The sequence below is a fragment of the Variovorax gossypii genome, from assembly GCF_003965815.1.
Taxonomy (GTDB): Bacteria; Pseudomonadota; Gammaproteobacteria; order Burkholderiales; family Burkholderiaceae_C; genus Variovorax; species Variovorax gossypii.
The window spans coordinates 15,986-39,699 of record NZ_RXOE01000001.1 but is presented as its reverse complement, the minus strand read 5'-3'; the positions used below and the strand labels follow the sequence as shown (position 1 = coordinate 39,699).

The following is a 23,714-nucleotide window of genomic DNA, read 5'->3' as shown; positions in this document are numbered from 1 at the left end:
ACAGCGACGACAAGACGCGACAGGCCTCCTCCCATGCGCATCCTCCTGGTGGAAGACGAACTGGACATGGCCTCGTGGCTGATCCGCGCGCTCACCCAGAGCGGCTTCGTGCCCGACCATGCGCCCGACGCGCGCACCGCCGAAGCCTTCATGGCCGGCACCGAATACGACGCCATCGTTCTCGACCTGCGCCTGCCCGACAAGCACGGCCTGAGCGTGCTGGCCGACATGCGCGCCGCCGACGACCGCACGCCGGTGCTGATCCTCACCGCGCAGGGCGCGCTGCAGGACCGGGTGCGCGGCCTGAACCTGGGCGCCGACGACTTCCTCACCAAGCCCTTCGAACTCGAGGAGCTCGAGGCGCGCCTGTCGGCGCTGGTGCGACGCAGCCGCGGCAAGCAGCACCCGCGCCTGCAATGCGCCTCGCTCTCGTACGACAGCCAGAGCCGCGCCTTCACGCTGCGCGGCACGCTGCTGTCGCTCACGCCGCGCGAGCAGGCCGCGCTCACCGCCCTGCTGCTGCGCAGCGGCTCGCCGGTGGGCAAGTCGCAGCTCTTCGCCAAGGTGTTCACCAACGACAGCACCGCAGGCCCGGACGCCATCGAGGTGGTGCTGCACCGGCTGCGCCGCAAGCTCGCGGACAGCGACGTGCGCATCGTCACCGTGCGCGGCCTGGGCTACATGCTGGAGAGCATTGCCGATGGTTCCTCAGCCCCGGCCAGCACCCGACTCCCCGGCGAAGGCGACTGAGGCGCCGCAGCCGCAGCGCTTCGGCATCCGCGCGCGCCTGCTCGCGCTGCTGCTGCCCGGCATCGTCGCGCTGCTGGCGCTCGACAGCTGGAACGACTACCAGACCCTGACCGACTCGCTCGTGGTCGCCTACGACCAGAGCCTGCTCGAACCCGTGCAGGCCCTGGCCAACGGCATCGTGGTCGCGAGCGACGGCAGCGTGCGCGTGCAGGAGCCGTTCTCGATCCAGGCGATGTTCGAGTCGACGCGGCTGCGCTACAAGTATCTGCACGTCGGCGTGCAGCGCATTCCCAAGGGCGAGGCGCTGGACGTGAACTCGCCCGAGACCACGCTCATGGGCGTGCCCGGCCTGCCACGCCCCGCGCAGCGCCCGCCCGACGGCACGCCTGTGTTCTACGACGCGGAGCACGAGGGCCACCCGGTGCGCGTGGCCGCGCTGCGGCAGACGGTGTACGACAACGTCCATCCCGGCGTCGCCTACAGCGTACTGATCCAGGCGGCCGAGGGCACCGGCCCGCGCGCCCGGGCACAGGCCGAGACGCTGCGCCAGGAGGTACTGCGCGACACGCGCATGGTGCTGGTGACCGCCCTGCTGGTGTGGCTGGGCGTGGCCTGGACGCTGCGCCCGCTGGAGCGCCTGCGCCGCTCGCTGCGCGAACGCCCGCGCGACGACCTCACGCCGCTCGACGCCGGCGGCGTGCCGCGCGAAGTCGCGCCGCTGGTGGATGCGGTCAACCACCACATCGCGGGCCACCGGCGCATGGTGGCCGAGCAGTCGCAGTTCCTGGCCGATGCCTCGCACCAATTGCGCACGCCGTTGAGCATCCTGTCGATCCAGGCCGGCTACGCGGTGCGCGAGACCGATCCGGCGCGCATGCGCGAATCGCTGCACGCCATCGTCGCGCAGCTCGCGCGCACGCGGCGCCTGAGCGAGCAGCTGCTGGCGCTCGCCCATGCCACCACCGGAGACGAAGCCGCGCCCGCCGGGGAGCCGGCCATCGCCGACCTCAACGCCATCGCACGCGGCGTGGTGCTCCAATACCTGCCCCTCGCGCGCGAGAACGACCAGGACCTGGGCTGGGTCGATGCGCGTGGCGACATCGTCGGCGACGAAGCCGACGGCACGGACGAGGCAGGCGACGATGACGACGCGCCCGTGCTCCCCGTCGCGGCCAATGCCGCGGAGCTGCACGAGGTGCTGGCCAACCTCGTGCACAACGCCATCAAGTACACGCCGCGCGGCGGCAACATCACCGTGACCGTCAGGCGCGAGGCATCTCACGCATTGGCCGAGGTGTGCGACAGCGGACCGGGCATCGCGCCCGAACGGCGCGAGAGCGTGTTCGAGCGCTTCCATCGCGACACATCCTCGACCACCGGTGCCGCGCAGGGCGCCGGACTCGGGCTCACCATTGCGCGCAGCTATGCACGACGCAACGGCGGAGAGATCGAACTCTCCAACGCCGACATGCCCGAGAGGCCCAACGGCGGCGGATTGCGCGCGACGCTGAGGCTGCCTCTTCGCGCTGCCTGAACTGCGTCGCAAGGCGCGTCCGCAAGCCCGGCCCGAGCCCCGTTTTTGCAAGGGTTTCACCCGATACGCCGGTACGTGATTACACGTATTTTGCGGCCCGCAAGGCTGTACGGACCTCTCCCGAAAGGGGATTGAAAGTCTCGATTCCTAGACTGCGCTCCTTCCAAACGAAGGAGACTTATGCAGCACCAGCTCGGTGAAGATCCGGCCTCGCACGCGCCCCGGCCCGCTTCGAAATTCAAGAAAGACTACTACGGCGGCGCACTGCTGATCGTGGTCGGGCTGGCAGCCGTGTATGCCGGCGTCGGCTACCGCGTGGGCGAGCTCGCGCACATGGGCCCGGGCTTCTTCCCCGTCGCGCTCGGCGCGCTGCTGGCGCTCACCGGACTGCTCATCGCAATTTCCGCGCGCGGCGACAAGTCCGGCGGCGGCGCGAGCGAGGAAACTGCCTCGCACGGCCACCCGGGCGGCATGCCCGACCTGCGCGGCTGCATCTGCATCGTGCTCGGCATCCTCGCCTTCCTGCTCTTCGGCGAATACGGCGGACTGCTGCCTGCGACCTTCGCCATCGTGTTCATCTCGGCGCTCGGCGATCGCGACAACACGCTGACCGAGGCGCTGCTGCTCTCGCTCGCGATGTGCTTCATCGCGGTGGTGGTCTTCTGGTGGGCGCTGAAGCTTCAGCTGCCCCTGTTCCAGTGGGGAGGCTGACACCATGATCGGTCAATCGCTTCACGACCTCTGGTTCGGCTTCGGCGTGGCCTTCCAGGGCTCGAACCTGATGTGGTCCTTCTTCGGCGTGCTGGTGGGCAACCTGATCGGCGTGCTGCCGGGCATGGGCGCACTGCAGGCCATCTCGATCCTGCTGCCGCTCACCTACGTGATGCATCCGGTGCCCGCCATCCTGATGCTGGCCGGCATCTTCTACGGTTCGCAGTACGGCGGCGCCATCGGCGCCATCCTGATGAACATGCCTTCACACCCGCCGCACGCGGTGACCTGTCTCGACGGGTACCCGATGACCAAGCAGGGCAAGGGCGGCGTCGCGCTCGGGGTGACGATGATCGCCTCGTTCCTCGCGGCCTCGGTCGGCATCATCGTGATGATCTTCGCCTCGCCGCTCCTGGTGCAGATCGCGTTCAAGTTCGGCCCGACCGAGATCTTCTCGATCATGCTGCTGGGCCTGCTGGCCGGCTCCACCATGTCGCGCGGCTCGCCGCTCAAGGGCGTGGCAATGACGCTCTTCGGCCTGCTGTGCGGCGTGGTCGGCACCGACGTGAACAGCGGCAGCTTCCGCTTCGCCTTCGGCCTGCCCGAGCTGAGCGACGGCCTCGAGCTGGTGGCGATCTCGATGGGCCTGTTCGGCGTGGCCGACTTCCTGCTCAACGTGAACCGCATGAAGACCATCGGCGACACCGGCACCCTGAAGCTCAGCGACATGCGCCCGAGCAAGGAAGAGCTCAAGCGCGCCTTCCCCGCGATGATCCGCGGCACCATCGTCGGCACGGTGTTCGGCGCAATGCCAGGCACGGGCCCGACCATCACCACCTTCATCGCCTACGCGCTGGAACGCAAGGTGTCGAAGACGCCGAACAAGTTCGGCACCGGCATGATCGAAGGCGTGGCCGGCCCCGAGGCCTCGGCGCACTCGAAGACGCAGGTCGACTTCATCCCGACGATGAGCCTGGGCATCCCAGGCGACGCGGTGATGGCGCTGATCCTCGGCGCGCTGCTGATCCAGGGCATCCAGCCCGGCCCGCAGCTCATCACCGAGCATCCGGACATCTTCTGGGGCCTGATCGCCTCGTTCTGGATCGGCAACGTGATCCTCGTGATCCTGAACGTGCCGCTGATCGGCGTGTGGGTGAAGCTGCTGAAGGTGCCCTACAAGTACCTGTTCCCGGCCGCGATGTTCTTCATTGCAACCGGCGTGTACAGCACGCAGAACAGCCTCTTCCAGATCTGGGAAGTGCTGGTCTTCGGCATCGTCGGCGCGGTGCTGATGACGCTGGAGTTCTCGGTCGCGCCGATCCTGCTGGGCTTCGTGCTCGGGCCGATGGTGGAGGAAAACTTCCGCCGCGCGCTGCTGCTGTCGCGCGGCGACATGTCGGTGTTCGTGACGCGGCCGATCAGCGCGACCTTCATCGGGCTGTGCGCGCTGCTGCTGCTCGGTGTGAGCTACTCCGCGTGGCGCGGTCGCGGTGGCCGCAAGGGCGTGGTCGAGCTGCCGAAAACGCCTGAAGGTGCACCGCCCGCCGAGACGGTGTCGATCAGCGGCAAGTAGTCAGCCATCAGCAAGAAGAAAGGCCCGCATCGCGGGCCTTTTTCATGTCTGCGGTTTTCCGTTCGCCGCCTACTTGAGCTTCTGCGCGAACGCCAGCAGGCGCTCGCCATCGGCGTCGGTGAACACCGAGGCCGGCGTCAGGCCGACGTAGCGGCCGCCCTCGTGCGGCCGGGCCTCCACGAGCTGCATGCCCACGAGCTTGCCGCTCTTCACGTAGCGCGTCTCGATGTAGATGCCGGTCTGGCCTTCCTTGTTGATCGGCAGCTCGGCGACGGCCGCGTAGTCGTCGGCCTTGAGCAGCTGCGTGAGCCTGTCCTTCAGGTGGAAGTCGTACCAGGCCTGCTGGTAGACCATCGACTCGCCGGTCTGCACGTGCTTGAGCATGAGGACCAGTTGCCGCTTGAAGAGCTTCAGCTCCTTCATCAGGAACTCGAAGAGATCGCCGTATTCGCCCGGTGCAACCTCGGGTGTACGAAAGACTGCCATTTGCCTTGCTCCCTTTCTGGGGATGTCGTTGGGACGGCGATCCCCTCGATCGCCGCTTGCGGGGCGGAGCTTACCGTCCTCGCAAGACAGGCCGGCCCGGAGCAGTTCAGACAGGCGTGGTGCCCGTGTCGGGCTCGCGCACGCCGAAGGGCTTGCCCGGCAGCGGAATGAACTCGGTCTCGCCGGGCACGTGGCCCATGCGCTGGGCGGCCCAGTCGGCGCCGGCCTCGAGGATGCGCTCGCGCCGGCTCGAGACGAAATTCCAGGTGATGTAGCGCGGGCCGTCGAGCGGCTCGCCGCCGATCACCACCAGCCGCGCGGCAGCGCTGGCCGTGAGCACCGCGCCCTGCCCGGCCGGCAGCACGGCCATGGAATGCACGGGAACCTGCTCGCCGTTCACCGCGAGATCGGCATCGACCGCGTAGACCGCAAGCTCGGGTGCCAGCGCGGGCAGCTCGAAGCGACCGCCCGCGGGCAGCGCGATGTCGAGATACACGGTCTGCGAGAGCGTCTTCACCGGCGAGCGGGCGCCGAAGGCCTCGCCCACCAGCACGCGCACCGCAACGCCCTGCTCCGTCAGCTCGGGGATCGCGTCGGCCGGCGTGTGCTCGAAGCTGGGCTCGATCTCCTCGTGTGCCTGCGGCAGCGCGGCCCACAGCTGCAGGCCGTGGTTCACGTAGGTGTCGGCCTTCAGGCGCTCGGGCTTGCGCTCGGAGTGCACGATGCCGCGGCCCGCGATCATCCAGTTGATGGCGCCGGGCAGGATCTCCTGCACGCTGCCGAGGCTGTCGCGATGCATCATCGCGCCCTTGAAGAGATAGGTGACCGTCGAGAGCCCGATGTGCGGATGGGGGCGCACGTCGTGCTCGGTGCCCGGCTGCTCGGTGGCCGGGCCGAAATGGTCGAAGAACACGAAGGGACCGACCGAGCGCTGTTGCGCCGCCGGCAGCAGGCGCCGCACGTTGAAGCCGCCTCCGAGGTCCTTGTCGTGCGGCTTGAGCAGTCGGGTTTCGGGGGTGGCGTCGGTCATCGTGTTCTCCGTGAGTGATTGGTCGGCTTCGTTCGTCGCAGTCCGTTCGCGAGACACCGCGGAACCGGCTTTGCCGGGCCGCGGGTGTCGCCCCCGGCGAGGGGGTTGGCGCAGCGACACGAAGTGCGCGAAGCCTGGGGGTGAGTTCTAGCCTCGCGATCTTGCCACCGTGCCGATGCGCTCACCGAAAGCACGGGCAGTGTCGAAATCGCCCTTGAGCATTTCGGCCGGGCTCGCGTCCGACGGCGACTGCGTCAGCAGGCCGCCGTAGCCGCCCACGTAGTTCAGCGCGTCGCGCGTCGCCGCCTTGCTGTTGCTCGGCAGGATGCCCATGCTGACCCAGATGCCGCTGTGCTGCATGGCCAGCGTCCACAGGTAGGTCATGGTCGTGACCTTGTCGCCGTTCATGGTGGCGCTGTTGGTGAAGCCGGCGAAGAGCTTGTCCTTCCAGCCCTGCGTGTACCAGACCTTCGACGACGCGTCGGCGAATTTCTTGAACTGCCAGCTCACGCCGCCCATGTAGGTCGGCGAGCCGAAGATGATCGCGTCGGCCGCGGCCAGCAGCTCCCAGCCGCCTTCGGGCAGGTTGCCGTCCGCGTCGATGGCCAGCAGCTGCGCGCCCGCGCCGTCGGCGACGGCCTGGGCCACGCGCTGGGTGTGGCCGTAGCCGGAATGGAAGACGACGACGATGTTTGCCATGTTTCAGTGCTCCTGAGCGGGTGAATTGTGTGTGGGATCAGCGCTTGTCGATGCTGAAGCGGCCGGGGCCGAAGGCTGCAAACGAAAACAGGCCGCCAGCGATGGCCATGTTCTTGAAGAACTGGATGTTCTGCGATGCATCCGCCCAGAACTTGTGGAAGAACAACGCCGTCGCGATCGTAAAGATGGCCATGAGCAGCCCCACCAGCCGCGTCTTGAAGCCGAGCAGCAGCGCAATGCCGAGGCCGAGCTCGACCACGATGGCGATCACCGCCGCGACTTCCGGCAGCGGCAGGCCCGCGCTGGTGATGTAGCCGACGGTGCCCGAGAAGCCCATGAGCTTGCCGAAGCCGGCTGGAATGAACAGCGTGGCGATAAGGATTCGGCCGATCAGGGCCTGCAGGTCTTGAGACGGATTGGGGGTTGCGGTTGTGGTTGCCATGGTTGAAAACTCCTCGGTTGTTGGTTGGATTGGGGAAAAGAGAGAGGGAAAGAGAAAAGCCGGGCGGCCAGCGCCCGGCAAGGGGGAAAGATCAGGCGGCCAGGTCGAACACCAGCACTTCGGCGTCCTTGCCCGCGCCCAGCGTCACCTGCGATTCGCCTTCGAGCATCGCGGCGTCGCCGCCGGAGAGCTTCTGGCCATTCACTTCCAGCTCGCCGCGCACCAGGTGCACGTAGCTCTTGCGCTTCGGGTCGAGCGCCAGGCTGGCCTTTTCATCGCCGTCGAACAGGCCGGCGTACAGGCTCGCGTCGGCGTTCACCTTCACCGAGCCTTCGCTGCCGTCTGGCGAGGCCACCAGGCGCAGCTTGCCGCGCTTCTCGGCGTCGCTGAACTTCTTCTGCTCGTAGCCTGGCTCGATGCCACGCACGTTCGGCAGGATCCAGATCTGCAGGAAGTGCGTGGTCTCGTCGGCCTTGTGGTTGAACTCGCTGTGCATCACGCCGCGGCCCGCGCTCATGCGCTGCACGTCGCCGGGAGGGATGCTCTCCACGTTGCCCATGCTGTCCTTGTGCGCCAGTTCGCCCGAGAGCACGTAGCTGATGATCTCCATGTCCTTGTGGCCATGGGTGCCGAAGCCGGCGCCCGCCGCCACGCGGTCTTCGTTGATCACGCGCAGGTTGCCGAAGCCCATGTGGGCCGGGTCGTAGTAGTTGGCGAATGAAAAGCTGTGGAACGAGCGCAGCCAGCCATGGTCGGCATAACCGCGTTCCTGAGATTTACGGACTTGCAACATCGTCTTGCTCCTTCTGCCCTGCCCCGGTGGGGTGTCGGGCCTTTTTCGTATGCCGCGCCGGATGCGCAGCGGATGAGAAGAATTTTGGGCCGCCACCCTCCTCGGAAAGACGCTGCGGTTTGATGGCACCATTCAAATATTTTGATTAATGGAGCCCCGATGCCCAGTCCCAGAGACGTGCTGACCCCCGACGCCCTCGCCATGCTCCAGACCGTGGCCAGCACCGGCAGCTTCGCCGCCACGGCGCGCGCGCTGAACCTCGTGCCCAGCGCCTTGAGCTACCGGGTGCGCCAGATCGAGGACGCGCTCGACGTGCTGCTGTTCGACCGCAGCGCCCGCCAGGCCCGGCTGACCGAGGCCGGCGCTGAGCTGTTGCGCGAGGCCGAACGGCTGCTCAACGAGATCGACGCGGTGGCCAACCGCGTCAAGCGCGTGGCCACCGGCTGGGAGCCGATGCTGACCATCGCGGTCGACAGCGTGATCGCGCGCGACCCGCTGCTCGACCTCGCCACCGCCTTCTTCGCGCTGGAGCCGCCCACGCGGCTGAAGCTGCGCGACGAGACGCTGATGGGCACCATCGAGGCCCTGACCTCCGGCGAAGCCGACCTCGCGATCGGCGCGGTGCTCGACGCCGCGAGCCTGGCCTTCACCTCCACCGGCATCCGCAGCCGGCCGATCGGCGAGTTGAGCTTCGTCTACGCGGTGGCGCCGCACCATCCGCTGGCGCGCATCACGCAGCCGCTGAGCGACACGGTGATGCGGCAGCACCGCGCGGTGGCGGCGGCCGACTCGGCCCGTCAGGCACCGGGCCTCACGGTGCATCTGGTGGGCGGGCAGGACGTGCTCACCGTGCCGAGCATGCAGGCCAAGATCGCTGCGCAGCTGCACGGGCTGGGCGGGGGCTTCCTGCCCGAGCCGATGGCGCGGCCGTACATCGAGGCCGGGCACCTGGTCGAGCTGCAGACCGAGCGCAAGCCGCCGCGGGGTGAGCTGCACTGCGCATGGCGCGTGCGCAGTGCCGGCAAACCCGGCCGGGCACTCGAATGGTGGCTGGCGCAGTTCGAGCACGAAGGCACGCGGCGCGCGCTGCTCGAACGGCATCGGGGGCGATGAGGCAGCCGTGCTTCATCGACGGGGCCGACGAGTATTGCCGAGGATCGCGCAACGCCGCTAAGGGTGTGCCCTCAGGCGAAGCGGCCGCCGGACCGATGTAGAGTGCAGACACATCCATCCGCATTCCATCCAGAAGAAAAGAGTCGTTCATGAGCACTCGCGCAACTGCAAAGAAACCGGCCAAGGCCGCCGCCGACCGCCACCGAACTCCAGCCGCCCTGTCTTCTTCGCCTCCTCCCTCCTCCTCTTCCCGTTCCTCCTCCCGCCACTACGCCGTCGTCGGCGCCGGCATCGCCGGAGTGGCCTGCGCGCGGACGCTGGCGCAGGCCGGCCACAAGGTCACGCTGTTCGAGCGCAACGACGCAGCCGGCGGACGCATGGCCAGCGTGGACACCGCCTTCGGCCGCTTCGACAGCGGCGCTCAATATTTCACCGTGCGCGATCCGCGCTTCGCCCTGGCGCTCGAAAGCGCGCCCGGCACCAGCAAGCGCTGGAGCGCCAACCTCGTGCGCGTGCTCGATGCCCACGGCCGCGTGGCCGAGGCTGCCCTGCCCTCGCTCGAGCCGCACTGGGTGGCCCAGCCCGGCATGGAGTCGCTGGTGACCCGCTGGGCCGCTCCGCTGGGCGACAGCCTCGTCACCGGCACGCAGGTCACTCAGATCGAGCCCGATGCGCTCGACCCGAAGCGCTGGCAGCTGCGCACGACCGGCGCCGACGATTCACGCCACGTCTACTCGGGCTTCGACGCCGTGCTGCTCGCCGTGCCACCCGCCGGCGCCCGCGCGCTGCTTGGCGACGGCAAGCTCTCGGCCACGCTCTCGCGCAAGATCGAACCCGTGCGCATCGCGCCCTGCTGGACGCTGATGATCGCCTTCCCGCAGGCCAACCAGCCCAACATGTCGCACCTCGGCCCGCAGTGGAACGCGGCGCGCAGCACGCACCACCGCGTGGCGTGGCTGGCGCGCGAATCGTCCAAGCCCGGGCGCGAGCCGATCGAGCGCTGGACGCTGCAGGCCAGCGCGACCTGGTCGGAGGAACACCTGCGCGACGCGCCCTCGCGCATCGAGGCCAAGCTGCTGCGCGCCTTCGCCGAGATCACCGGCATCCACGCCACGCCGGCCCACGCCCAGGCCATCTGCTGGAACGAGGCCCAGACGCAGGTGCCCGTGGGCACCACCCACCTCTGGGACGCCAAGGCCCGCATCGGCATCGCGGGCGACTGGTGCACCGGCCATCGCGTGGAAGACGCCTTCCTCTCGGGCCTGTCGCTCGCGCTCGACGTGATCTGACCGGGAGATGAGGGAGACCGGCCGCTTCGCGCCCTCGCCCACCGGCCCGCTGCACGCGGGCTCGCTGGTGGCCGCGCTCGCGAGCTGGCTCGACGTGCGCGCGCGCGGACCGCAGGCGCGCTGGCTGGTTCGCATCGAGGACGCCGACACCGAGCGCTGCCTGCCCGGCATGGGCGAGCACATCCTCCAGCAGCTGGCCGACTGCGCGCTGCTGCCCGACGAGCCCCCCGTCTGGCAGACCCGGCGCACCGACCGCTACGAGGCCGCACTCGATCGGCTGAAGGCGCGCGGGCTGGCCTACCCCTGCGGCTGCTCGCGCAAGGACATCAACGAGGCGCTCGCGCGGCTCGGCCATCGGCACGAACGCCACGGCGAACGCGTGTACCCCGGCACCTGCCGCGACGGGCTGCACGGCAAGCCCGCGCGCGCATGGCGCTTCGCCACGGAGAAATTCGAGGCCGACCTCCCGCCCACGCCCGGCGTGCCGTGGGAGGAAGACGGCGACGATGCAACCGCCGGCGGCGAACTCTGCTTCGTCGACCGCCGCCTGGGCCGCCAGCGCCAGAACGTGAGCCGCGAGGTCGGCGACTTCGTGCTGCGCCGCGCCGACGGCCCCTGGGCCTACCAGCTCGCGGTGGTGGTCGACGACGCCGAACAGGGCGTGACCGACGTGGTGCGCGGCGAGGACCTCACGGACAACACCGCGCGCCAGATCCTGCTGCAGCGCGCGCTGGGCTTTCCCACGCCCAGCTACCTGCACACGCCGCTGGTACGCGGCGCGGACGGCGACAAGCTGTCGAAACAGAACGGCGCCACCTCCATCGACACCGGCTCCCCGGCAGCCGCGCTGGCCGCGCTCGACGCCGCCGCACGGGCGCTGGGCCTGCAGCCCGCCACGGCCGCCGACTGCCCCTCGGCGCTGGCCGGCTGGGTGCCCCAATGGCGCGCTCTCTACAATTCGCGCCCGTGATGAATCTTTCCGATACCGTGTCCAACGACCTCCCTCCGGGCAATGACGAGGGTGCCGACGAAGGCGCCGACAAGCCCCATCCGCTGCACCGCCGCCTCAAGAGCTTCGTCAAGCGCGGCGGCCGCACCACCGAGGGCCAGGCGCGCGCCTTCTCCGAACTGGGCCCGCTGTACCTGGTGCCCTACAAGCCCGAGCCGATCGACCTGACCGCAGCCTTCGGCGGCCGCGCCGGCCCGACCGTGCTGGAAATCGGCTTCGGCATGGGCGAGGCCACCGCGCACATCGCGACGGTGCTGCCCGACACCAACTTCTTCTGCTGCGAGGTGCACGAGCCCGGCGTGGGCGCGCTGCTCAAGCGCATCGGCGAGCAGCAGCTGTCGAACATCCGCATCTGCGCGCACGACGCCGTCGATGTGCTCGACCACATGCTGCAGCCCGGCACGCTGGCCGGCGTGCACGTGTTCTTTCCCGATCCGTGGCACAAGAAGCGCCACAACAAGCGCCGGCTGATCCAGCCCGGCTTCGTGACCAAGCTCGCGCAGCACCTGCGCCCCGGCGGCTACATCCACTGCGCCACCGACTGGCAGCCCTATGCCGAGCAGATGCTCGAGGTGCTCGCGGCCGAGCCGATGCTGCGCAACACGGCCGAGGGCTACGCGCCCAAGCCCGAATACCGTCCGCTCACCAAGTTCGAGAACCGCGGCATCAAGCTGGGCCACGGGGTGTGGGACCTGGTGTTCGAGCGCAAGGCCTGACCCTTTCCCCGCGCCGGCCCCGCCCGCCGGGGCTGCCGGGTTGAGCCTGCCGGTCCGGCATGGCACGATCCCGCGGATGACCAGCAGCAAACCCGACGCCGAGCAACTGCATCTTCGCGAACTGGCCCGGCTGCGCCGCGTTCGCGACCGCATCGACCGCGAATACGCCCAGCCGCTCGACGTCGAGGCCCTCGCCTTCGGCGTGCACATGTCGGCGGGCCACCTCAGCCGCCAGTTCAAGCTCGCGTACGGCGAGTCGCCCTATTCCTACCTGATGACGCGGCGCATCGAGCGCGCGATGGCGCTGCTGCGCCGGGGCGATCTCAGCGTCACCGAGGTCTGCTTCGAGGTCGGCTGCTCGTCGCTGGGCACCTTCAGCACGCGCTTCACGGAGCTCGTCGGCATGCCGCCCAGCGCCTACAAGCGGGAGACCGCGCTGCAGACCGCGGGAATGCCCTCGTGCGTGGCGAAACAGGTCACGCGACCGATCAGGAATCGAGAAGCGCCGGTCGTGGAGCCGCATCTAGACTGAGCGCTCCTCGACAACACAACGACCGGACGACCACCATGAACCTCAGCATCCACGCCAGTTTTCTTCCGCACAACGACCCCGAAGCCTCCCTCGCCTTCTACCGCGACCTGCTCGGCTTCGAGGTCCGCAACGACGTCGGCTACGGCGGCATGCGCTGGATCACCGTCGGCCCGGTCGGCCAGCCCGCCGTGTCGATCGTGCTCGCGCCGCCGGCCGCCTACCCCGGCATCACCGACGAAGAGCGCCGCACCATCGCCGAGATGATGGCCAAGGGCACCTACGCCGCCATCCTGCTGGCCACGCCCGACCTCGAAGGCACCTTCGCGAAGCTGCAGGCCAGCGACACCGAGATCGTCCAGGAGCCGACCGACCAGCCCTACGGCGTTCGCGACTGCGCGGTGCGCGACCCCGCGGGCAGCATGATCCGCATCCAGCAACAGCGCTGAGGCGGAGAACCGATGAGCACGAAGGTAGCAAGGAAGACCACGACAGCGACAAAGACAGCGAAAGCAGCGACGACCGCGCCCTCCGCGCAGCACACCGCCGACAGCCACGACATGATCCGCGTGCACGGCGCGCGCGAGAACAACCTGAAGGACATCAGCATCGAGATCCCGAAGCGCAGGCTGACGGTGTTCACCGGCGTCTCGGGCTCGGGCAAGAGTTCGCTGGTGTTCGGCACCATCGCGGCCGAGTCGCAGCGGCTCATCAACGAGACCTACAGCGCCTTCGTGCAGGGCTTCATGCCCACGCTGTCGCGGCCGGATGTCGACGTGCTCGACGGCCTGACGACCGCGATCATCGTCGACCAGCAGCGCATGGGCACCGACCCGCGCTCCACGGTGGGCACCGCCACCGACGCCAACGCGATGCTGCGCATCTTGTTCAGCCGCCTGGGCAAGCCGCACATCGGCCCGCCGGGCGCATTCGCCTTCAACGTGCCATCGGTCAGCGCGGCCGGCGCCATCACCATCGAGCGCGGCGCGAAGACGAAGACCGTGAAGGAAACCTTCAATCGCATCGGCGGCATGTGCCCGCGCTGCGAGGGCCGGGGCTCCGTCACCGACTTCGACCTGTCGCAGCTCTACGACGACGGCAAGTCGCTCAACGAGGGCGCGCTCAAGATCCCCGGCTACAGCATGGACGGCTGGTACGGCCGCATCTTCCGCGGCTGCGGCTTCTTCGACGCCGACAAGCCGATCCGCAAGTTCACGAAGAACGAGCTGCACGACCTGCTCTACAAGGAAGCGACCAGGATCAAGGTCGACGGCATCAACCTCACCTACGCGGGGCTGATCCCGACGATCCAGAAGTCGTTTCTTTCGAAGGACGTGGAGGCGATGCAGCCGCACGTGCGCGCCTTCGTCGACCGCGTGGTGACCTTCTCCACCTGCCCCGAGTGCGACGGCACGCGGCTCAGCGCGGCGGCGCGCTCGTCGAAGGTCAAGGGCATCAGCATCGCCGACGCCTGCTCCATGCAGATCAGCGACCTGGCCGCGTGGGCGCGCGGCCAGAAGGAGCCCTCTGTGGCGCCGCTGCTCGAGGCGCTGGCGGCGACGCTCGATTCCTTCGTGGAGATCGGCCTGGGCTATCTCTCGCTCGACCGGCCCTCGGGCACGCTCTCGGGCGGCGAGGCGCAGCGCACGAAGATGATCCGGCACCTCGGCTCCTCGCTCACCGACGTCACCTACGTCTTCGACGAGCCCACCACCGGCCTGCACCCGCACGACATCCAGCGCATGAACGAGCTGCTGCTGCGGCTGCGCGACAAGGGCAACACGGTGCTGGTGGTGGAGCACAAGCCGGAGGTCATCGCCATCGCCGACCACGTCGTCGACCTCGGGCCCGGCGCGGGCACGGCCGGCGGCAGCGTGTGCTTCGAAGGCAGCGTCGAGGGGCTGCGCGGCAGCGGCACGGTCACCGGCCGGCACCTCGACGACCGGGCCACGCTGAAGAAGAAGGTGCGCAAGCCGACCGGCAAGCTCGAGATACGCGGCGCGACGGCGCACAACCTGCGCAAGGTGAATGTCGACATTCCGCTCGGCGTGCTCGCGGTCGTCACCGGCGTGGCGGGCTCGGGCAAGAGCTCGCTGGTGCACGGATCGATTCCGGCCGGCGCGGGCGTGGTGAGCATCGACCAGGGCGCCATCCGCGGCTCGCGGCGCAGCAACCCGGCAACCTACACCGGGCTGCTCGACCCGATCCGCAACGCTTTCGCGAAGGCCAACGGAGTTAAGCCGGCGCTCTTCAGCGCCAACTCCGAAGGCGCGTGCCCCACCTGCAACGGCGCGGGCGTCATCTACACCGACCTGGCGATGATGGCCGGCGTCGCCACCACCTGCGAGGAATGCGGCGGCAAGCGCTTCCAGGCCTCGGTGCTGGAGTACCGCTTCGGCGGGCGCGACATCAGCGAGGTGCTGGCGATGCCGGTGGACGAGGCCGCGGCCTTCTTCGGCGAGGGCAAGGCCCGCACGCCGGCCGCGCACGCCATCCTGCAGCGGCTGGCCGACGTGGGGCTGGGCTACCTGCGGCTCGGGCAGCCGCTCACCACGCTCTCGGGCGGCGAGCGTCAGCGGCTCAAGCTGGCCACGCAGATGGCCGAGAAAGGCGACATCTACGTGCTCGACGAGCCGACCGCCGGCCTGCACCTCGCCGACGTGGCGCAGCTGCTGGGCCTGCTCGACCGGCTGGTGGATTCGGGCAAATCGGTCATCGTGGTCGAGCACCACCAGGCCGTGATGGCGCATGCCGACTGGCTCATCGACCTCGGCCCCGGCGCGGGGCACGACGGCGGCCGGGTCGTCTTCGAGGGCACGCCCTCGGACCTGGTCGCCAAGCGCGCCACCCTGACCGGCGAGCATCTCGCCAGTTACGTCAAGGGAGGCTGACCCCACCCGCGCATTTGCCGCCTTCCACCCTGGCCCCGATATTGCTACACTTTTTTACTAATGTGAAAGAAGGTGTCCAATGAACAGGTCACGCAGGGAATGGTTGGGCAAGGCATGTGGCGCGCTGATGCTGGGAAGCGGCATCGGGGTTACCCACCCCGTCATGGCGCAGGCCACGCGGACGCCGGCGGCGGGCGGAGCGCGCGTCGTGCTCCTCGGGCAATCGGTGCCGCTGACGGGCAGTGCTTCGGAAATCGGCACCGCCTTCGCCGCCGGCAGCCGCCTCGCGGTGAGCAGCTTCAACGAACGCAACGCCGCCAGCGGCCTGCAGCTCAAGCTTCTGCAGCTCGACGACGGCTACGACGCGGCCCGCGCAACCGCCAATGCGCGCACCCTGCTCACCGCCGACAAGGCCGACATGCTCTTCGGCTTCGTCGGCACGGCCAGCAGCGAGGCCGGCGCGAACGTCGCCACGCAGCAGGGCAGCCTGCTGTTCGCGCCCTTCGCGGCTTCCGACACGCTGCGCGGCGCCGAGCACCCCAACGTGTTCCATGTGCGCCCCGGCATGATCGACGAGGCCCTGAAGATCGTGAGGCAGTGCGCCACCGTGGGGCAGACGCGCGTGGCGCTGGTGGGCGACGACGACGCCATGGGCCGCGCCGGGCTCGCCGCCGTGGAACAGGCCATCACCGAACTCAGGCTCACGCCGCTGGTCGCGACCGCGCTCGTGCCGGCCAGCGGCGACAAGCTCGACGCGGCACTGAAGGAAGTGCAGAAGCAGTCTCCGCAGGCCATCGTGCTGGTGTCGCTCTCGGGCACCACGGCCAACGCCATCCGTAAGCTGCGCAAGAGCGGCTACGCGGGCAGCTTCATGGCCTTCTCCATCGTCGGCATCGACCCGCTGTACGCCACGCTCGGCAAGGACATCGGCGGCATCGTGATCTCGCAGGTGGTGCCCTCGCCCCGGCCCTCGGCGATTCCGATCGTCAAGGAGTACCTCGCAGCCGTCGACAACTCCGACCAGACCGCGTCGTACGAGGGCCTCGAAGGCTTCATCGCTGCAAAAGCGGCCGGAGAGGCCGTACGCCGCGCGGGCAAGGGCTTCAACACGGCGAGCCTGCAGCGCGTGATGTCCGGCATGACCGACTACGACGTGGGCGGCTTCCGCATCAACCTGCGCCCGGGCCTGCGCGACAGCGTGCGCAACATCGACCTGATCAGCATCTCCGCCGACGGCCGCGTGCTGCGGTAGTCCGCTTTCGCATCCGCTTCGCGCGGATCGTCAGGCCGGCGTGTCGCGCAGCAGCTCGGTGAAGCGCTTCTGCACGTAGCTCGCCGTCGCTCCTGGCTGACGCCCCTGCAGCCACAGCATGCGCACCGACAGCCTCGGCAGCGCCAGCGACGGGCAAGGCACTTCCTGCAGCGCCTGCCTGAAACCCTCGTAGTGCGCGATGTTGACGGGCAGCACCGCCCAGCCGAGCTTGTCGGCCACCATCTCGGCCGTGCTGTAGAAGCTGTCGGAGCGCCACACCCTGGGGCTGTAGGCCACCTCGTGCACGTCGTCGGCATGCATCAGCAGCTGCCGGTGGCGGGCCAGGTCCTTGCGCCGCACCACGCGCCCGTCGGCCAGCGGATGACCGTTGGCGACGAACACGCCCTGCGGCACGGTGCCGATGTGCCGCTGGTCGAAGCTGGCGCGCACCGGTCCCCTGTCGAAATGGAAGGCGACGCTGGCGCGCTCCTGCTCGACGTAGTCGGCAACCTCGGTGGCCGTGCCATTGAGCAGCGTGAGTTCGAGGCTGGGAAATTTCACCGAGATCTCGCGCATCAGCGTGGCGATGGCGGTGTACGGCAGCGCCTCGTCGAGCGCCAGAGACAGCGCGGCCTCGTTGCCCGCGTTGAGCGAGCGGGCGCGCTGGTCGAGCTGCTCGGCCTGGCGCAGCAGCTCGCGCGCTTCCAGCAAAAGCACCTGCCCGGCTTCCGACAGCTGCGCGTTCCTGCGCGAGCGGTCGAAGAGCGCCACGCCGAGGTCGACCTCGAGCAGCCCGATGGCGGTGCTCACGGCCGACTGCGCCTTGCCCAGGTGACGTGCGGCTGCCGAGAACGAGCCGCACTCGGCGGTCGTCACGAACTGGCGCAACTGGTCGACGGTCCATTCCATGCGGTGCTCCTGAACTCGATGCAGAACTCCATCCATCTGCTTTTCAGATGGATTTCATCTTTATCCATCCATTTTAATGGCGCAACATGGCGCCCATGCTGAAAGATCCCCGTCAAACAAAGGCGCCGCTGCGAATCGAGTGGTGCAGCGATCCCGCCAGGGAGCGGGCCATCGTCGAGTTGTTCATGAAGCAACTGAGCCCCCGCTACATCTCCCACTCCGAGCTGCAGGAGCAGCGCGCCGTCGCGATCGGCGAGTGGCGCCCCGACCTGGCCGAGGTGCTGGGCGCGCAGGTGCGCCACGCGCTCGCGCAGCCCGTTGCCGCATCGAGCTCGCTGATCGCGACCGCGTACGCGGAAGACAGCGGTGCACTGGCCGCCGTCGCATTCGTTTCCATCGACGAGGCCCGGCTGGCCTCGCGCCCCTTCGCCACGCTCGACGATCTTGTCGTCGACGCCTCCCGCCAAGGCAGCGGCGTGGGCCGGCTGATGTTCGACTGGATCTGCGCCGAGCTGAAGCCGCGCGGCATCCGCCGCCTCTTTCTCGAAAGCGGCATCGGCAACGAGGATGCCCACCGCTTCTTCGCGGCACGCGGCTGCACGCCGGTGTCGATCACGATGCTCAAGGAGCTGGAGGCCTGAGCCATGACGCACACCACGAACAACACGAGAAAGTGGATCACGCTGCTGATCGTCTCGACGGCGCTGCTGCTGATCGTGATCGACATGACCGTGCTCTACACCGCGCTGCCCAGGCTCACGCACGATCTCGGCGCGTCGGCCTCGGCCAAGCTCTGGATCATCAACGCCTACACCGTCGTCGTCTCCGGCTTCCTGCTGGGCATGGGTGCGCTGGGCGACCGCGTGGGCTACAAGCGCATGTTCATCGCGGGGCTGGCCGTGTTCGGCGCGGCCTCGCTGTGCGCGGCCTATGCGCCGGGCGCGGGCGCGCTCATCGCCGCGCGCGCCTTCCTGGGCCTGGGCGCCTCGATGATGATGCCGGCCACGCTGGCGATCATCCGCCTTGCCTTCACCGACGACCGCGAGCGCGCGCTGGCCATCGGCGTGTGGGCCGCGGTGGCCTTCGGCGGCGCGGCGCTCGGCCCGGTGGTGGGCGGCGTCCTGCTCGAGTACTTCTGGTGGGGCTCCGTCTTCCTCATCAACGTGCCGGTGGTGCTGGTGTCGCTGGTGCTGGGCCTGTGGCTGCTCCCGGGCCAGCGCGCCACCAGCCGCAGGCCGTGGGACTTCGTCGGATCGGTGCAGGTGTTCGCCGCGCTGGTCTGCCTGGTGCTGACGATCAAGGAATTCGCGAAGCCTGAACCCTCGCTCGCGGTGGCCGTGGCGAGCGGCACGCTGTCGATCGTCGCCATGCTTCTCTTCGTGCGGCGCCAGCGCCGCAGCACGTCACCGCTGATCGACTTCAGCCTGTTCCGCAATCCGCACTTCTCCAGCGGCGTGATCGCCGCCACCGTAGCCTCGGCTGCGCTGGTGGGCGTCGAGCTGGTGTTCAGCCAGCGGCTGCAGCTGGTGACCGGCCTCACGCCGCTCGAGGCGGGCCTGGCCATCCTGCCGATTCCGCTGGCCGCCTTCGTGGCCGGGCCCGTCGCGGGCCTGCTGCTGGCGCGCATCGGCTCGCGCCGCATCATCGTGCTGGGCCTGGCCGCCACTGCCGTGGCGCTCTTCGGGCTTGCGCTGACCGTCGAGGCATCGGGCTTCGCGCGGGTGGCCGTGCTGGCGCTGCTGGGCATGAGCGTCGGAGCGACCATGACGGCCGCCTCCAACGCCGTCATGAACAACGCGCCGGAAGACCGCGCGGGCATGGCCGCGTCGGTCGAGGAGGTGTCGTACGAACTGGGCAGCGTGCTCGGCGTGGCGCTGCTGGGCAGCGTGCTCTCGTCGAGCTACACGGCCGCGCTGATCATTCCGCGGACGCTGGCCGTGCCCGCCTCGGCCAGCGACGGCATCGACGCCGCGCTGCTGGCCGCGGAGAGCCTGCCGGCGCATGCGGCGACGCAGCTCGTGTCGCTCGCGCACGCGGCGTTCGACAAGGGCTTCTTCGCGGTGATCGCCGCGGCGGTGCTGATGGTGATCGCGGCCGCGGGCTCGGTCGCTGCAATCGGGTGGCAAGCCGGCGCGCGACGGCAGCGCACGCGCACTGGAGAGTGCGCGTCCTGAACTGCTCGCGGCGCAATCAGCCGGCGCTCGCCGCCTCGTCGATCAGCGCCGCCACCTCGACGGGCTTCGACGCCAGCGAGGCATGGCTGGCCGCCAGCGTGATGACCTTCTTCGCGCCCAGCCGCGCCGACATGCGCTCCTGGTTGGCCGGCGCGATCATGCGGTCGTCGCTGGAGATCTGGTACCACGACGGCTTCTTCTTCCACGCCGGCGCGGTGATCGCATCGCCGAAGGTGCTGGCGAGCGGCGCCTTCTGCGTCACGCCCATCACGAGGCCTTCGTCGGGCGTGAGGTCCTGGCAGAAGCTCTCGTGGAACTTCTCCGGCTTGACCCACAGGTAGCCGTCGCTGTCGGGCGCCAGGTTGGGCACGGCCACCGGCGGGTGCTCCTGCGTGATGCCGCCGGGGCTTTCGCCCGCATCGGGCGCGAAGGCCGCGATGTAGACCAGCCCCGTCACGTTGGGCAGGTCGCCCGCCTGCGTGATGACCGCGCCGCCGTACGAGTGGCCGACCAGCAGCACCGGGCCGTCGACCTGCGCCACCATCTTGCGCAGCCGCTGCGCATCGTCCGCGAGCGAGGTCAGCGGCAGTTCCACCGCGCGGATTCCCGTGTGCCCCTTGCGCGAAAGCTCCACGATGACCTTGGCCCAGTGGGCCGCGCCGCCCCAGAAACCGTGGACCAGAACGACTGTCGGTTTGTTGCTCATGATTGGTTGCCTTCCTGTGATGTCTACCGAGCATGGCCGCACCGGCGTCCGCTCTTGATGGCTCCGGCCGGTGCGGGACTTGTCGGCCGGCGGCCGACGCGCACTTATACGCCGCGCAGCTTGTCGGCATGTGAACAACCACGCCCGTCGCCCGAGCGCGGGGAAGACGGGCTGCCTTAACGCTGGCCTAACAGTTGCATAAAAGTTCTATAAACCACGCCTCATAGATTGCCCGCTCCTTCCCCGAAGCGAAGAAACCGATGAACGACATCGACGCAAGAAAAGCTTGCGCCGCACGCGCGGCGCCGCCTCCCGCCAGGCAAGTACGCCGAAAGCATGCTCCCGCACCCGGCCTCGCAACCGGCCTCACGCTTGGCCTGGCGCTCCTGCTCGGAGGCTGCACGCTCGGGCCGGACTACAGCCGGCCGGCCATCGACATTCCCGCGTCGTTCAAGGAAGACGACGGCATCACCTGGCAGCGCACGCAGGCCGACCCGCAGGCGGTGCTGCCGGGCACCTGGTGGAGCGCCTACGGCGACGAAGTGCTGGGCTCGCTCATCGAACGCGCGCTGCAGGCCAACCAGAACATCGCGGCGGCCGAGGCTTCCTACCGCGCCGCCCGCGCCACGGTGGCGGCGAGCGAAGCCAGCCTCTATCCGGTGCTCTCGCTCGGTGCCTCGGCGAGCCGCAGCCGCAACCTCGCGAGTACCGGCAGCTCGTCGGGCAGCGGCACGCAGTCGAGCCTGCTGTCCACGCAGGTCAGCGCCAGCGCCACGGCCAGCTGGGAGCCCGACCTGTGGGGCGAGGTGCGGCGCCAGGTCGAGGCGAGCCGGGGCAGCGCGCAGGCCTCGGGCGCGCAGCTGGCCGGGCAGCGGCTGTCCATCGCCGCCACGCTGGCCAACAGCTACTTCGCGCTGCGCCAGCTCGACATCGACATCGCGCTGCTGGGACAGCAGGAGCGCATCCACGCCCGCGTGCTCGACATGACCCGCGCGAGCTTCCAGCATGGGCTGGTGGCCGCCGACCAGGTGCTGGTGGCTCAGGACAACCTGGAGTCGTCCATCGCCGCCCTGGCCGCCTCGCGCGCCGCGCGCGCCCAGTACGAGCACTCGATCGCGGTGCTGACCGGCGTACCTCCGGCGGCCTTCGCGCTCGCCCCGCAGCCGGAGTACCGCTTCGCGCTGCCGCCGGTGCCGCTGGCCCTGCCCTCGCAGCTGCTGCAGCGCCGCCCCGACGTGGTGGCGGCGGAGCGCAACGCCGCCGCCGCCAATGCGCGCATCGGCGTCGCGCAGGCGGCCTTCTTCCCATCGCTCACGCTGTCGGCGCAGGCCGGCTACCGCAACAACAGCCTGTCGCAGCTCTTCGCCGCGCCGCACCGTTTCTGGACGGTGGGCCCCGCGCTGGCGGGCACGCTGTTCGACGGCGGTGCGCGCAGCGCCGCGCTGGAAAGCGCGCGCGCCGGATACGACCAGAGCGCGGCCAACTACCGGCAGGCCGTGCTGAGCGCATTCCAGAGCGTGGAGGACAGCCTCGCGTCCTACCAGCAGCTGCAGGGCCAGGCCCGCGCCTTCGGCGCCATCCTGCAGCGCAACCAGCAGCTCTTCGCCAGCGCGCGCGCACAGCGCAGCGCCGGCAGCACCAGCGAACTCGAGCTGCTGACCCAGCAGCTCGCGCTTCTCACCGCCGAGCAGAACCTGCGCGACACGCAGGGCCTGCTCACCCAGAGCAGCGTCACGCTGATCCGGAACCTCGGCGGCGGCTGGCAATGGGACGAAGCCCAGGGCACTCCTGCCTCCGCGCCATCTTCCTCCACGGCCTCCTCATCCACACCCGCGACACCGCACACGACGCCCTAGCCGCCATGCGCATCCACTCTCTTCATTCATCGACGCGCTGGCGCCTTGCGGCCGGCATCGCACTGGCCGCCACGCTGCTGGCCGCCTGCGGCCCGCAGACCGCCCCGCCCGCCCCGCCGCCGCCCGAGGTCGGCGTGATCGCCGTGCAGCCGCGCGACGTGCCGCTGGTCAAGGACATGGTCGGCCGGCTCTCGCCCTTTCTGAGCGCCAACGTCACCGCCCGCGTGTCGGGCGTGCTGCAACGGCGCACCTACGTGGAAGGCGCCAACGTCAGGCAGGGGCAGGTGCTCTTCGAGATCGACCCCGGCTTCTACCGCGCGCAGCTGGAGAACGCGCTGGCCGTGCTGGCACAGGACCAGGCCACGCTGGCCAACGCGCGCATGACCGCCGCGCGCAACAGGCAGCTGCTGCCCGTTGGCTCGGTCTCGCAGCAGACCGTGGACAACTCCGACGCCGCCGAACGCAGCGCCGCCGCCAGGGTGCGCGCCGACGAAGCAGCCGTGGCCACCGCGCGGCTCAACCTCGGCTACACCAAGGTCACTTCGCCCATCGACGGCATCGCCGGCCAGCAGCAGCTCACGGTCGGTGCGGTGGTGGGCAACGGCACCAGCGACGGCGGTGCCAACGGCACGCTGCTGGCCACCGTGCAGCAGATCGATCCGCTCTACGTCAACTTCACGGTGAGCGCCGACGAGCTGATGGCGCTGCGGCAGGCTCAGGCGCAGGGCCGCGTTTCGCTCGCGCAGCAGAACCGGGTGCAGGTGAAGGTCAGGCTGCCCAACGGCGCGCCGTACGAGCACCCCGGCACGCTCGACTTCACGGCCGCGGTGGTGAACGCGGCCACCGGCGCGGTCAACCTGCGCGCGCGGCTGCCCAATCCGCAGCAGGCGCTGTTGCCAGGCCTTTACGTCACGCTCTCGGCCGAGCTCGGCGAGCAGAAGCAGGTGTTCCTGGTTCCGCAGCGCGCGATCCTGCGCGACACGGCCGGCGCCTACGCGCTGGTGGTCGGGCCCGACGCGAAGGTGCTGCGCAAGAACGTGCAGGCCGGCACGGCGCGCGGCAGCGACTGGATCGTCACGGGCGGCCTCGCCGCCGGCGACCGCGTGATCGTGAGCGGCCTGCAGGGCGCGGCGCCCGGCAGGGAGGTCAAGGCTTCGGACTGGCAGCCGCCGCCACCGGCACCCGTGCCCGGGAACGTGCCCGCGCCCGCTCCGGCCGCACCGGCATCCGCCCCCGCTCGCTGAAGGACCGC

At 69.5% G+C, this 23,714-nt stretch carries 23 protein-coding genes; 16 read left to right on the top strand and 7 right to left on the bottom strand.

From position 1 onward, the window contains the following. Positions 1 to 33 precede the first annotated feature (33 nt). From EJP69_RS00180 to EJP69_RS00165, 4 genes are all read left to right on the top strand, one after another. Positions 34 to 750: a response regulator gene (locus EJP69_RS00180; RefSeq protein ID WP_093202829.1), complete on the top strand. Its 717-nt coding sequence runs from the start codon at positions 34 to 36 to the stop codon at positions 748 to 750. Further along, on the top strand, positions 701 to 2,284 hold the full coding sequence (locus tag EJP69_RS00175) for a sensor histidine kinase (RefSeq protein WP_093306148.1): 1,584 nt from the start codon (positions 701 to 703) through the stop codon (positions 2,282 to 2,284). Before EJP69_RS00180 ends, EJP69_RS00175 begins: the two co-directional genes overlap by 50 nt. A gap of 180 nt (positions 2,285 to 2,464) precedes the next feature. Beyond that, the gene (locus EJP69_RS00170) at positions 2,465 to 2,995 is read left to right on the top strand and encodes a tripartite tricarboxylate transporter TctB family protein (RefSeq protein WP_206169266.1); all 531 of its coding nucleotides are present in this window, start codon (positions 2,465 to 2,467) and stop codon (positions 2,993 to 2,995) included. A 4-nt stretch (positions 2,996 to 2,999) separates the two neighbouring features. Beyond that, positions 3,000 to 4,568 (top strand): tripartite tricarboxylate transporter permease, encoded by a 1,569-nt coding sequence (locus tag EJP69_RS00165; RefSeq protein WP_126468361.1) that lies wholly within the window; start codon positions 3,000 to 3,002, stop codon positions 4,566 to 4,568. A gap of 69 nt (positions 4,569 to 4,637) precedes the next feature. Here the strand turns inward: EJP69_RS00165 and EJP69_RS00160 are convergent, their stop codons facing one another. The 5 genes from EJP69_RS00160 to EJP69_RS00140 all read right to left on the bottom strand — a co-directional run bounded on the left by EJP69_RS00160 (position 4,638) and on the right by EJP69_RS00140 (position 8,018). Next, the gene (locus EJP69_RS00160) at positions 4,638 to 5,054 is read right to left on the bottom strand and encodes a hypothetical protein (RefSeq protein WP_093306146.1); all 417 of its coding nucleotides are present in this window, start codon (positions 5,052 to 5,054) and stop codon (positions 4,638 to 4,640) included. Between the two features lie 106 nt (positions 5,055 to 5,160). Next, positions 5,161 to 6,084 (bottom strand): pirin family protein, encoded by a 924-nt coding sequence (locus EJP69_RS00155; RefSeq protein ID WP_126468360.1) that lies wholly within the window; start codon positions 6,082 to 6,084, stop codon positions 5,161 to 5,163. Positions 6,085 to 6,231: 147 nt separating this feature from the next. Then, positions 6,232 to 6,783, bottom strand: a complete 552-nt coding sequence (locus tag EJP69_RS00150; protein WP_093202842.1) for a flavodoxin family protein — start codon at positions 6,781 to 6,783, stop codon at positions 6,232 to 6,234. A gap of 37 nt (positions 6,784 to 6,820) precedes the next feature. After that, positions 6,821 to 7,225, bottom strand: a complete 405-nt coding sequence (locus EJP69_RS00145) for a DoxX family protein (protein ID WP_126468359.1) — start codon at positions 7,223 to 7,225, stop codon at positions 6,821 to 6,823. A gap of 91 nt (positions 7,226 to 7,316) precedes the next feature. Continuing rightward, positions 7,317 to 8,018 carry a pirin family protein gene (locus EJP69_RS00140; RefSeq protein ID WP_093202847.1) on the bottom strand — a complete coding sequence of 234 codons (702 nt, stop codon included), beginning with the start codon at positions 8,016 to 8,018 and terminating at the stop codon, positions 7,317 to 7,319. A 159-nt stretch (positions 8,019 to 8,177) separates the two neighbouring features. Here EJP69_RS00140 and EJP69_RS00135 point away from each other — a divergent pair, with 159 nt between their 5' ends. The 8 genes from EJP69_RS00135 to EJP69_RS00100 all read left to right on the top strand — a co-directional run bounded on the left by EJP69_RS00135 (position 8,178) and on the right by EJP69_RS00100 (position 16,817). Beyond that, complete coding sequence (locus EJP69_RS00135; RefSeq protein WP_093202849.1) at positions 8,178 to 9,131, top strand: LysR family transcriptional regulator; 954 nt, start codon at positions 8,178 to 8,180, stop codon at positions 9,129 to 9,131. A 149-nt stretch (positions 9,132 to 9,280) separates the two neighbouring features. After that, positions 9,281 to 10,420 (top strand): NAD(P)/FAD-dependent oxidoreductase, encoded by a 1,140-nt coding sequence (locus EJP69_RS00130; RefSeq protein ID WP_126468358.1) that lies wholly within the window; start codon positions 9,281 to 9,283, stop codon positions 10,418 to 10,420. Positions 10,421 to 10,427: 7 nt separating this feature from the next. After that, on the top strand, positions 10,428 to 11,390 hold the full coding sequence (gene gluQRS, locus EJP69_RS00125) for a tRNA glutamyl-Q(34) synthetase GluQRS (RefSeq protein ID WP_126468357.1): 963 nt from the start codon (positions 10,428 to 10,430) through the stop codon (positions 11,388 to 11,390). Further along, a complete protein-coding gene (gene trmB / locus EJP69_RS00120) occupies positions 11,390 to 12,145 on the top strand; it encodes a tRNA (guanosine(46)-N7)-methyltransferase TrmB (protein ID WP_126468356.1) in 756 nt (251 codons plus the stop codon). Before gluQRS ends, trmB begins: the two co-directional genes overlap by 1 nt. A 76-nt stretch (positions 12,146 to 12,221) precedes the next feature. Further along, positions 12,222 to 12,677: a helix-turn-helix transcriptional regulator gene (locus tag EJP69_RS00115; protein ID WP_126468355.1), complete on the top strand. Its 456-nt coding sequence runs from the start codon at positions 12,222 to 12,224 to the stop codon at positions 12,675 to 12,677. A 35-nt stretch (positions 12,678 to 12,712) separates the two neighbouring features. Next, on the top strand, positions 12,713 to 13,123 hold the full coding sequence (locus EJP69_RS00110; protein WP_126468354.1) for a VOC family protein: 411 nt from the start codon (positions 12,713 to 12,715) through the stop codon (positions 13,121 to 13,123). A gap of 12 nt (positions 13,124 to 13,135) precedes the next feature. Next, positions 13,136 to 15,565, top strand: coding sequence for an ATP-binding cassette domain-containing protein (locus tag EJP69_RS00105; protein WP_126468353.1), 2,430 nt, complete (start codon positions 13,136 to 13,138; stop codon positions 15,563 to 15,565). A 79-nt stretch (positions 15,566 to 15,644) separates the two neighbouring features. Continuing rightward, positions 15,645 to 16,817, top strand: coding sequence for an ABC transporter substrate-binding protein (locus tag EJP69_RS00100; RefSeq protein ID WP_093202867.1), 1,173 nt, complete (start codon positions 15,645 to 15,647; stop codon positions 16,815 to 16,817). Positions 16,818 to 16,847: 30 nt separating this feature from the next. On the opposite strand, the gene EJP69_RS00095 is transcribed toward EJP69_RS00100, so the two are convergent. After that, entirely contained in the window at positions 16,848 to 17,726 is an 879-nt protein-coding gene (locus EJP69_RS00095) for a LysR family transcriptional regulator (protein ID WP_093306130.1), read from the bottom strand. Between the two features lie 185 nt (positions 17,727 to 17,911). Between EJP69_RS00095 and EJP69_RS00090 the strand changes: the two genes are divergently transcribed. Next, a complete protein-coding gene (locus EJP69_RS00090; RefSeq protein WP_170217018.1) occupies positions 17,912 to 18,367 on the top strand; it encodes a GNAT family N-acetyltransferase in 456 nt (151 codons plus the stop codon). A gap of 3 nt (positions 18,368 to 18,370) precedes the next feature. Then, the gene (locus tag EJP69_RS00085; protein ID WP_126468351.1) at positions 18,371 to 19,900 is read left to right on the top strand and encodes an MFS transporter; all 1,530 of its coding nucleotides are present in this window, start codon (positions 18,371 to 18,373) and stop codon (positions 19,898 to 19,900) included. A gap of 16 nt (positions 19,901 to 19,916) precedes the next feature. Here EJP69_RS00085 and EJP69_RS00080 read toward each other — a convergent pair whose 3' ends face one another. After that, entirely contained in the window at positions 19,917 to 20,606 is a 690-nt protein-coding gene (locus tag EJP69_RS00080; protein WP_093202877.1) for an alpha/beta hydrolase, read from the bottom strand. 260 nt (positions 20,607 to 20,866) lie between these two features. On the opposite strand from EJP69_RS00080, the gene EJP69_RS00075 reads away from it, so the two are divergent. Together EJP69_RS00075 and EJP69_RS00070 are read left to right on the top strand one after the other, a co-directional pair. Further along, the gene (locus EJP69_RS00075; RefSeq protein ID WP_126468350.1) at positions 20,867 to 22,462 is read left to right on the top strand and encodes an efflux transporter outer membrane subunit; all 1,596 of its coding nucleotides are present in this window, start codon (positions 20,867 to 20,869) and stop codon (positions 22,460 to 22,462) included. A 5-nt stretch (positions 22,463 to 22,467) separates the two neighbouring features. Continuing rightward, entirely contained in the window at positions 22,468 to 23,706 is a 1,239-nt protein-coding gene (locus EJP69_RS00070) for an efflux RND transporter periplasmic adaptor subunit (RefSeq protein WP_126468349.1), read from the top strand. Positions 23,707 to 23,714 lie beyond the last annotated feature (8 nt).

Coding starts and splice junctions, on each gene's coding strand:
- EJP69_RS00180 (WP_093202829.1), top strand. CDS start 34: ATGCGCATCCTCCTGGTGGAAGACGAACTGGACATGGCCTCGTGGCTG.
- EJP69_RS00175 (WP_093306148.1), top strand. CDS start 701: ATGGTTCCTCAGCCCCGGCCAGCACCCGACTCCCCGGCGAAGGCGACT.
- EJP69_RS00170 (WP_206169266.1), top strand. CDS start 2,465: ATGCAGCACCAGCTCGGTGAAGATCCGGCCTCGCACGCGCCCCGGCCC.
- EJP69_RS00165 (WP_126468361.1), top strand. CDS start 3,000: ATGATCGGTCAATCGCTTCACGACCTCTGGTTCGGCTTCGGCGTGGCC.
- EJP69_RS00160 (WP_093306146.1), bottom strand. CDS start 5,054: ATGGCAGTCTTTCGTACACCCGAGGTTGCACCGGGCGAATACGGCGAT.
- EJP69_RS00155 (WP_126468360.1), bottom strand. CDS start 6,084: ATGACCGACGCCACCCCCGAAACCCGACTGCTCAAGCCGCACGACAAG.
- EJP69_RS00150 (WP_093202842.1), bottom strand. CDS start 6,783: ATGGCAAACATCGTCGTCGTCTTCCATTCCGGCTACGGCCACACCCAG.
- EJP69_RS00145 (WP_126468359.1), bottom strand. CDS start 7,225: ATGGCAACCACAACCGCAACCCCCAATCCGTCTCAAGACCTGCAGGCC.
- EJP69_RS00140 (WP_093202847.1), bottom strand. CDS start 8,018: ATGTTGCAAGTCCGTAAATCTCAGGAACGCGGTTATGCCGACCATGGC.
- EJP69_RS00135 (WP_093202849.1), top strand. CDS start 8,178: ATGCCCAGTCCCAGAGACGTGCTGACCCCCGACGCCCTCGCCATGCTC.
- EJP69_RS00130 (WP_126468358.1), top strand. CDS start 9,281: ATGAGCACTCGCGCAACTGCAAAGAAACCGGCCAAGGCCGCCGCCGAC.
- gluQRS (WP_126468357.1), top strand. CDS start 10,428: ATGAGGGAGACCGGCCGCTTCGCGCCCTCGCCCACCGGCCCGCTGCAC.
- trmB (WP_126468356.1), top strand. CDS start 11,390: ATGAATCTTTCCGATACCGTGTCCAACGACCTCCCTCCGGGCAATGAC.
- EJP69_RS00115 (WP_126468355.1), top strand. CDS start 12,222: ATGACCAGCAGCAAACCCGACGCCGAGCAACTGCATCTTCGCGAACTG.
- EJP69_RS00110 (WP_126468354.1), top strand. CDS start 12,713: ATGAACCTCAGCATCCACGCCAGTTTTCTTCCGCACAACGACCCCGAA.
- EJP69_RS00105 (WP_126468353.1), top strand. CDS start 13,136: ATGAGCACGAAGGTAGCAAGGAAGACCACGACAGCGACAAAGACAGCG.
- EJP69_RS00100 (WP_093202867.1), top strand. CDS start 15,645: ATGAACAGGTCACGCAGGGAATGGTTGGGCAAGGCATGTGGCGCGCTG.
- EJP69_RS00095 (WP_093306130.1), bottom strand. CDS start 17,726: ATGGAATGGACCGTCGACCAGTTGCGCCAGTTCGTGACGACCGCCGAG.
- EJP69_RS00090 (WP_170217018.1), top strand. CDS start 17,912: ATGAAGCAACTGAGCCCCCGCTACATCTCCCACTCCGAGCTGCAGGAG.
- EJP69_RS00085 (WP_126468351.1), top strand. CDS start 18,371: ATGACGCACACCACGAACAACACGAGAAAGTGGATCACGCTGCTGATC.
- EJP69_RS00080 (WP_093202877.1), bottom strand. CDS start 20,606: ATGAGCAACAAACCGACAGTCGTTCTGGTCCACGGTTTCTGGGGCGGC.
- EJP69_RS00075 (WP_126468350.1), top strand. CDS start 20,867: ATGAACGACATCGACGCAAGAAAAGCTTGCGCCGCACGCGCGGCGCCG.
- EJP69_RS00070 (WP_126468349.1), top strand. CDS start 22,468: ATGCGCATCCACTCTCTTCATTCATCGACGCGCTGGCGCCTTGCGGCC.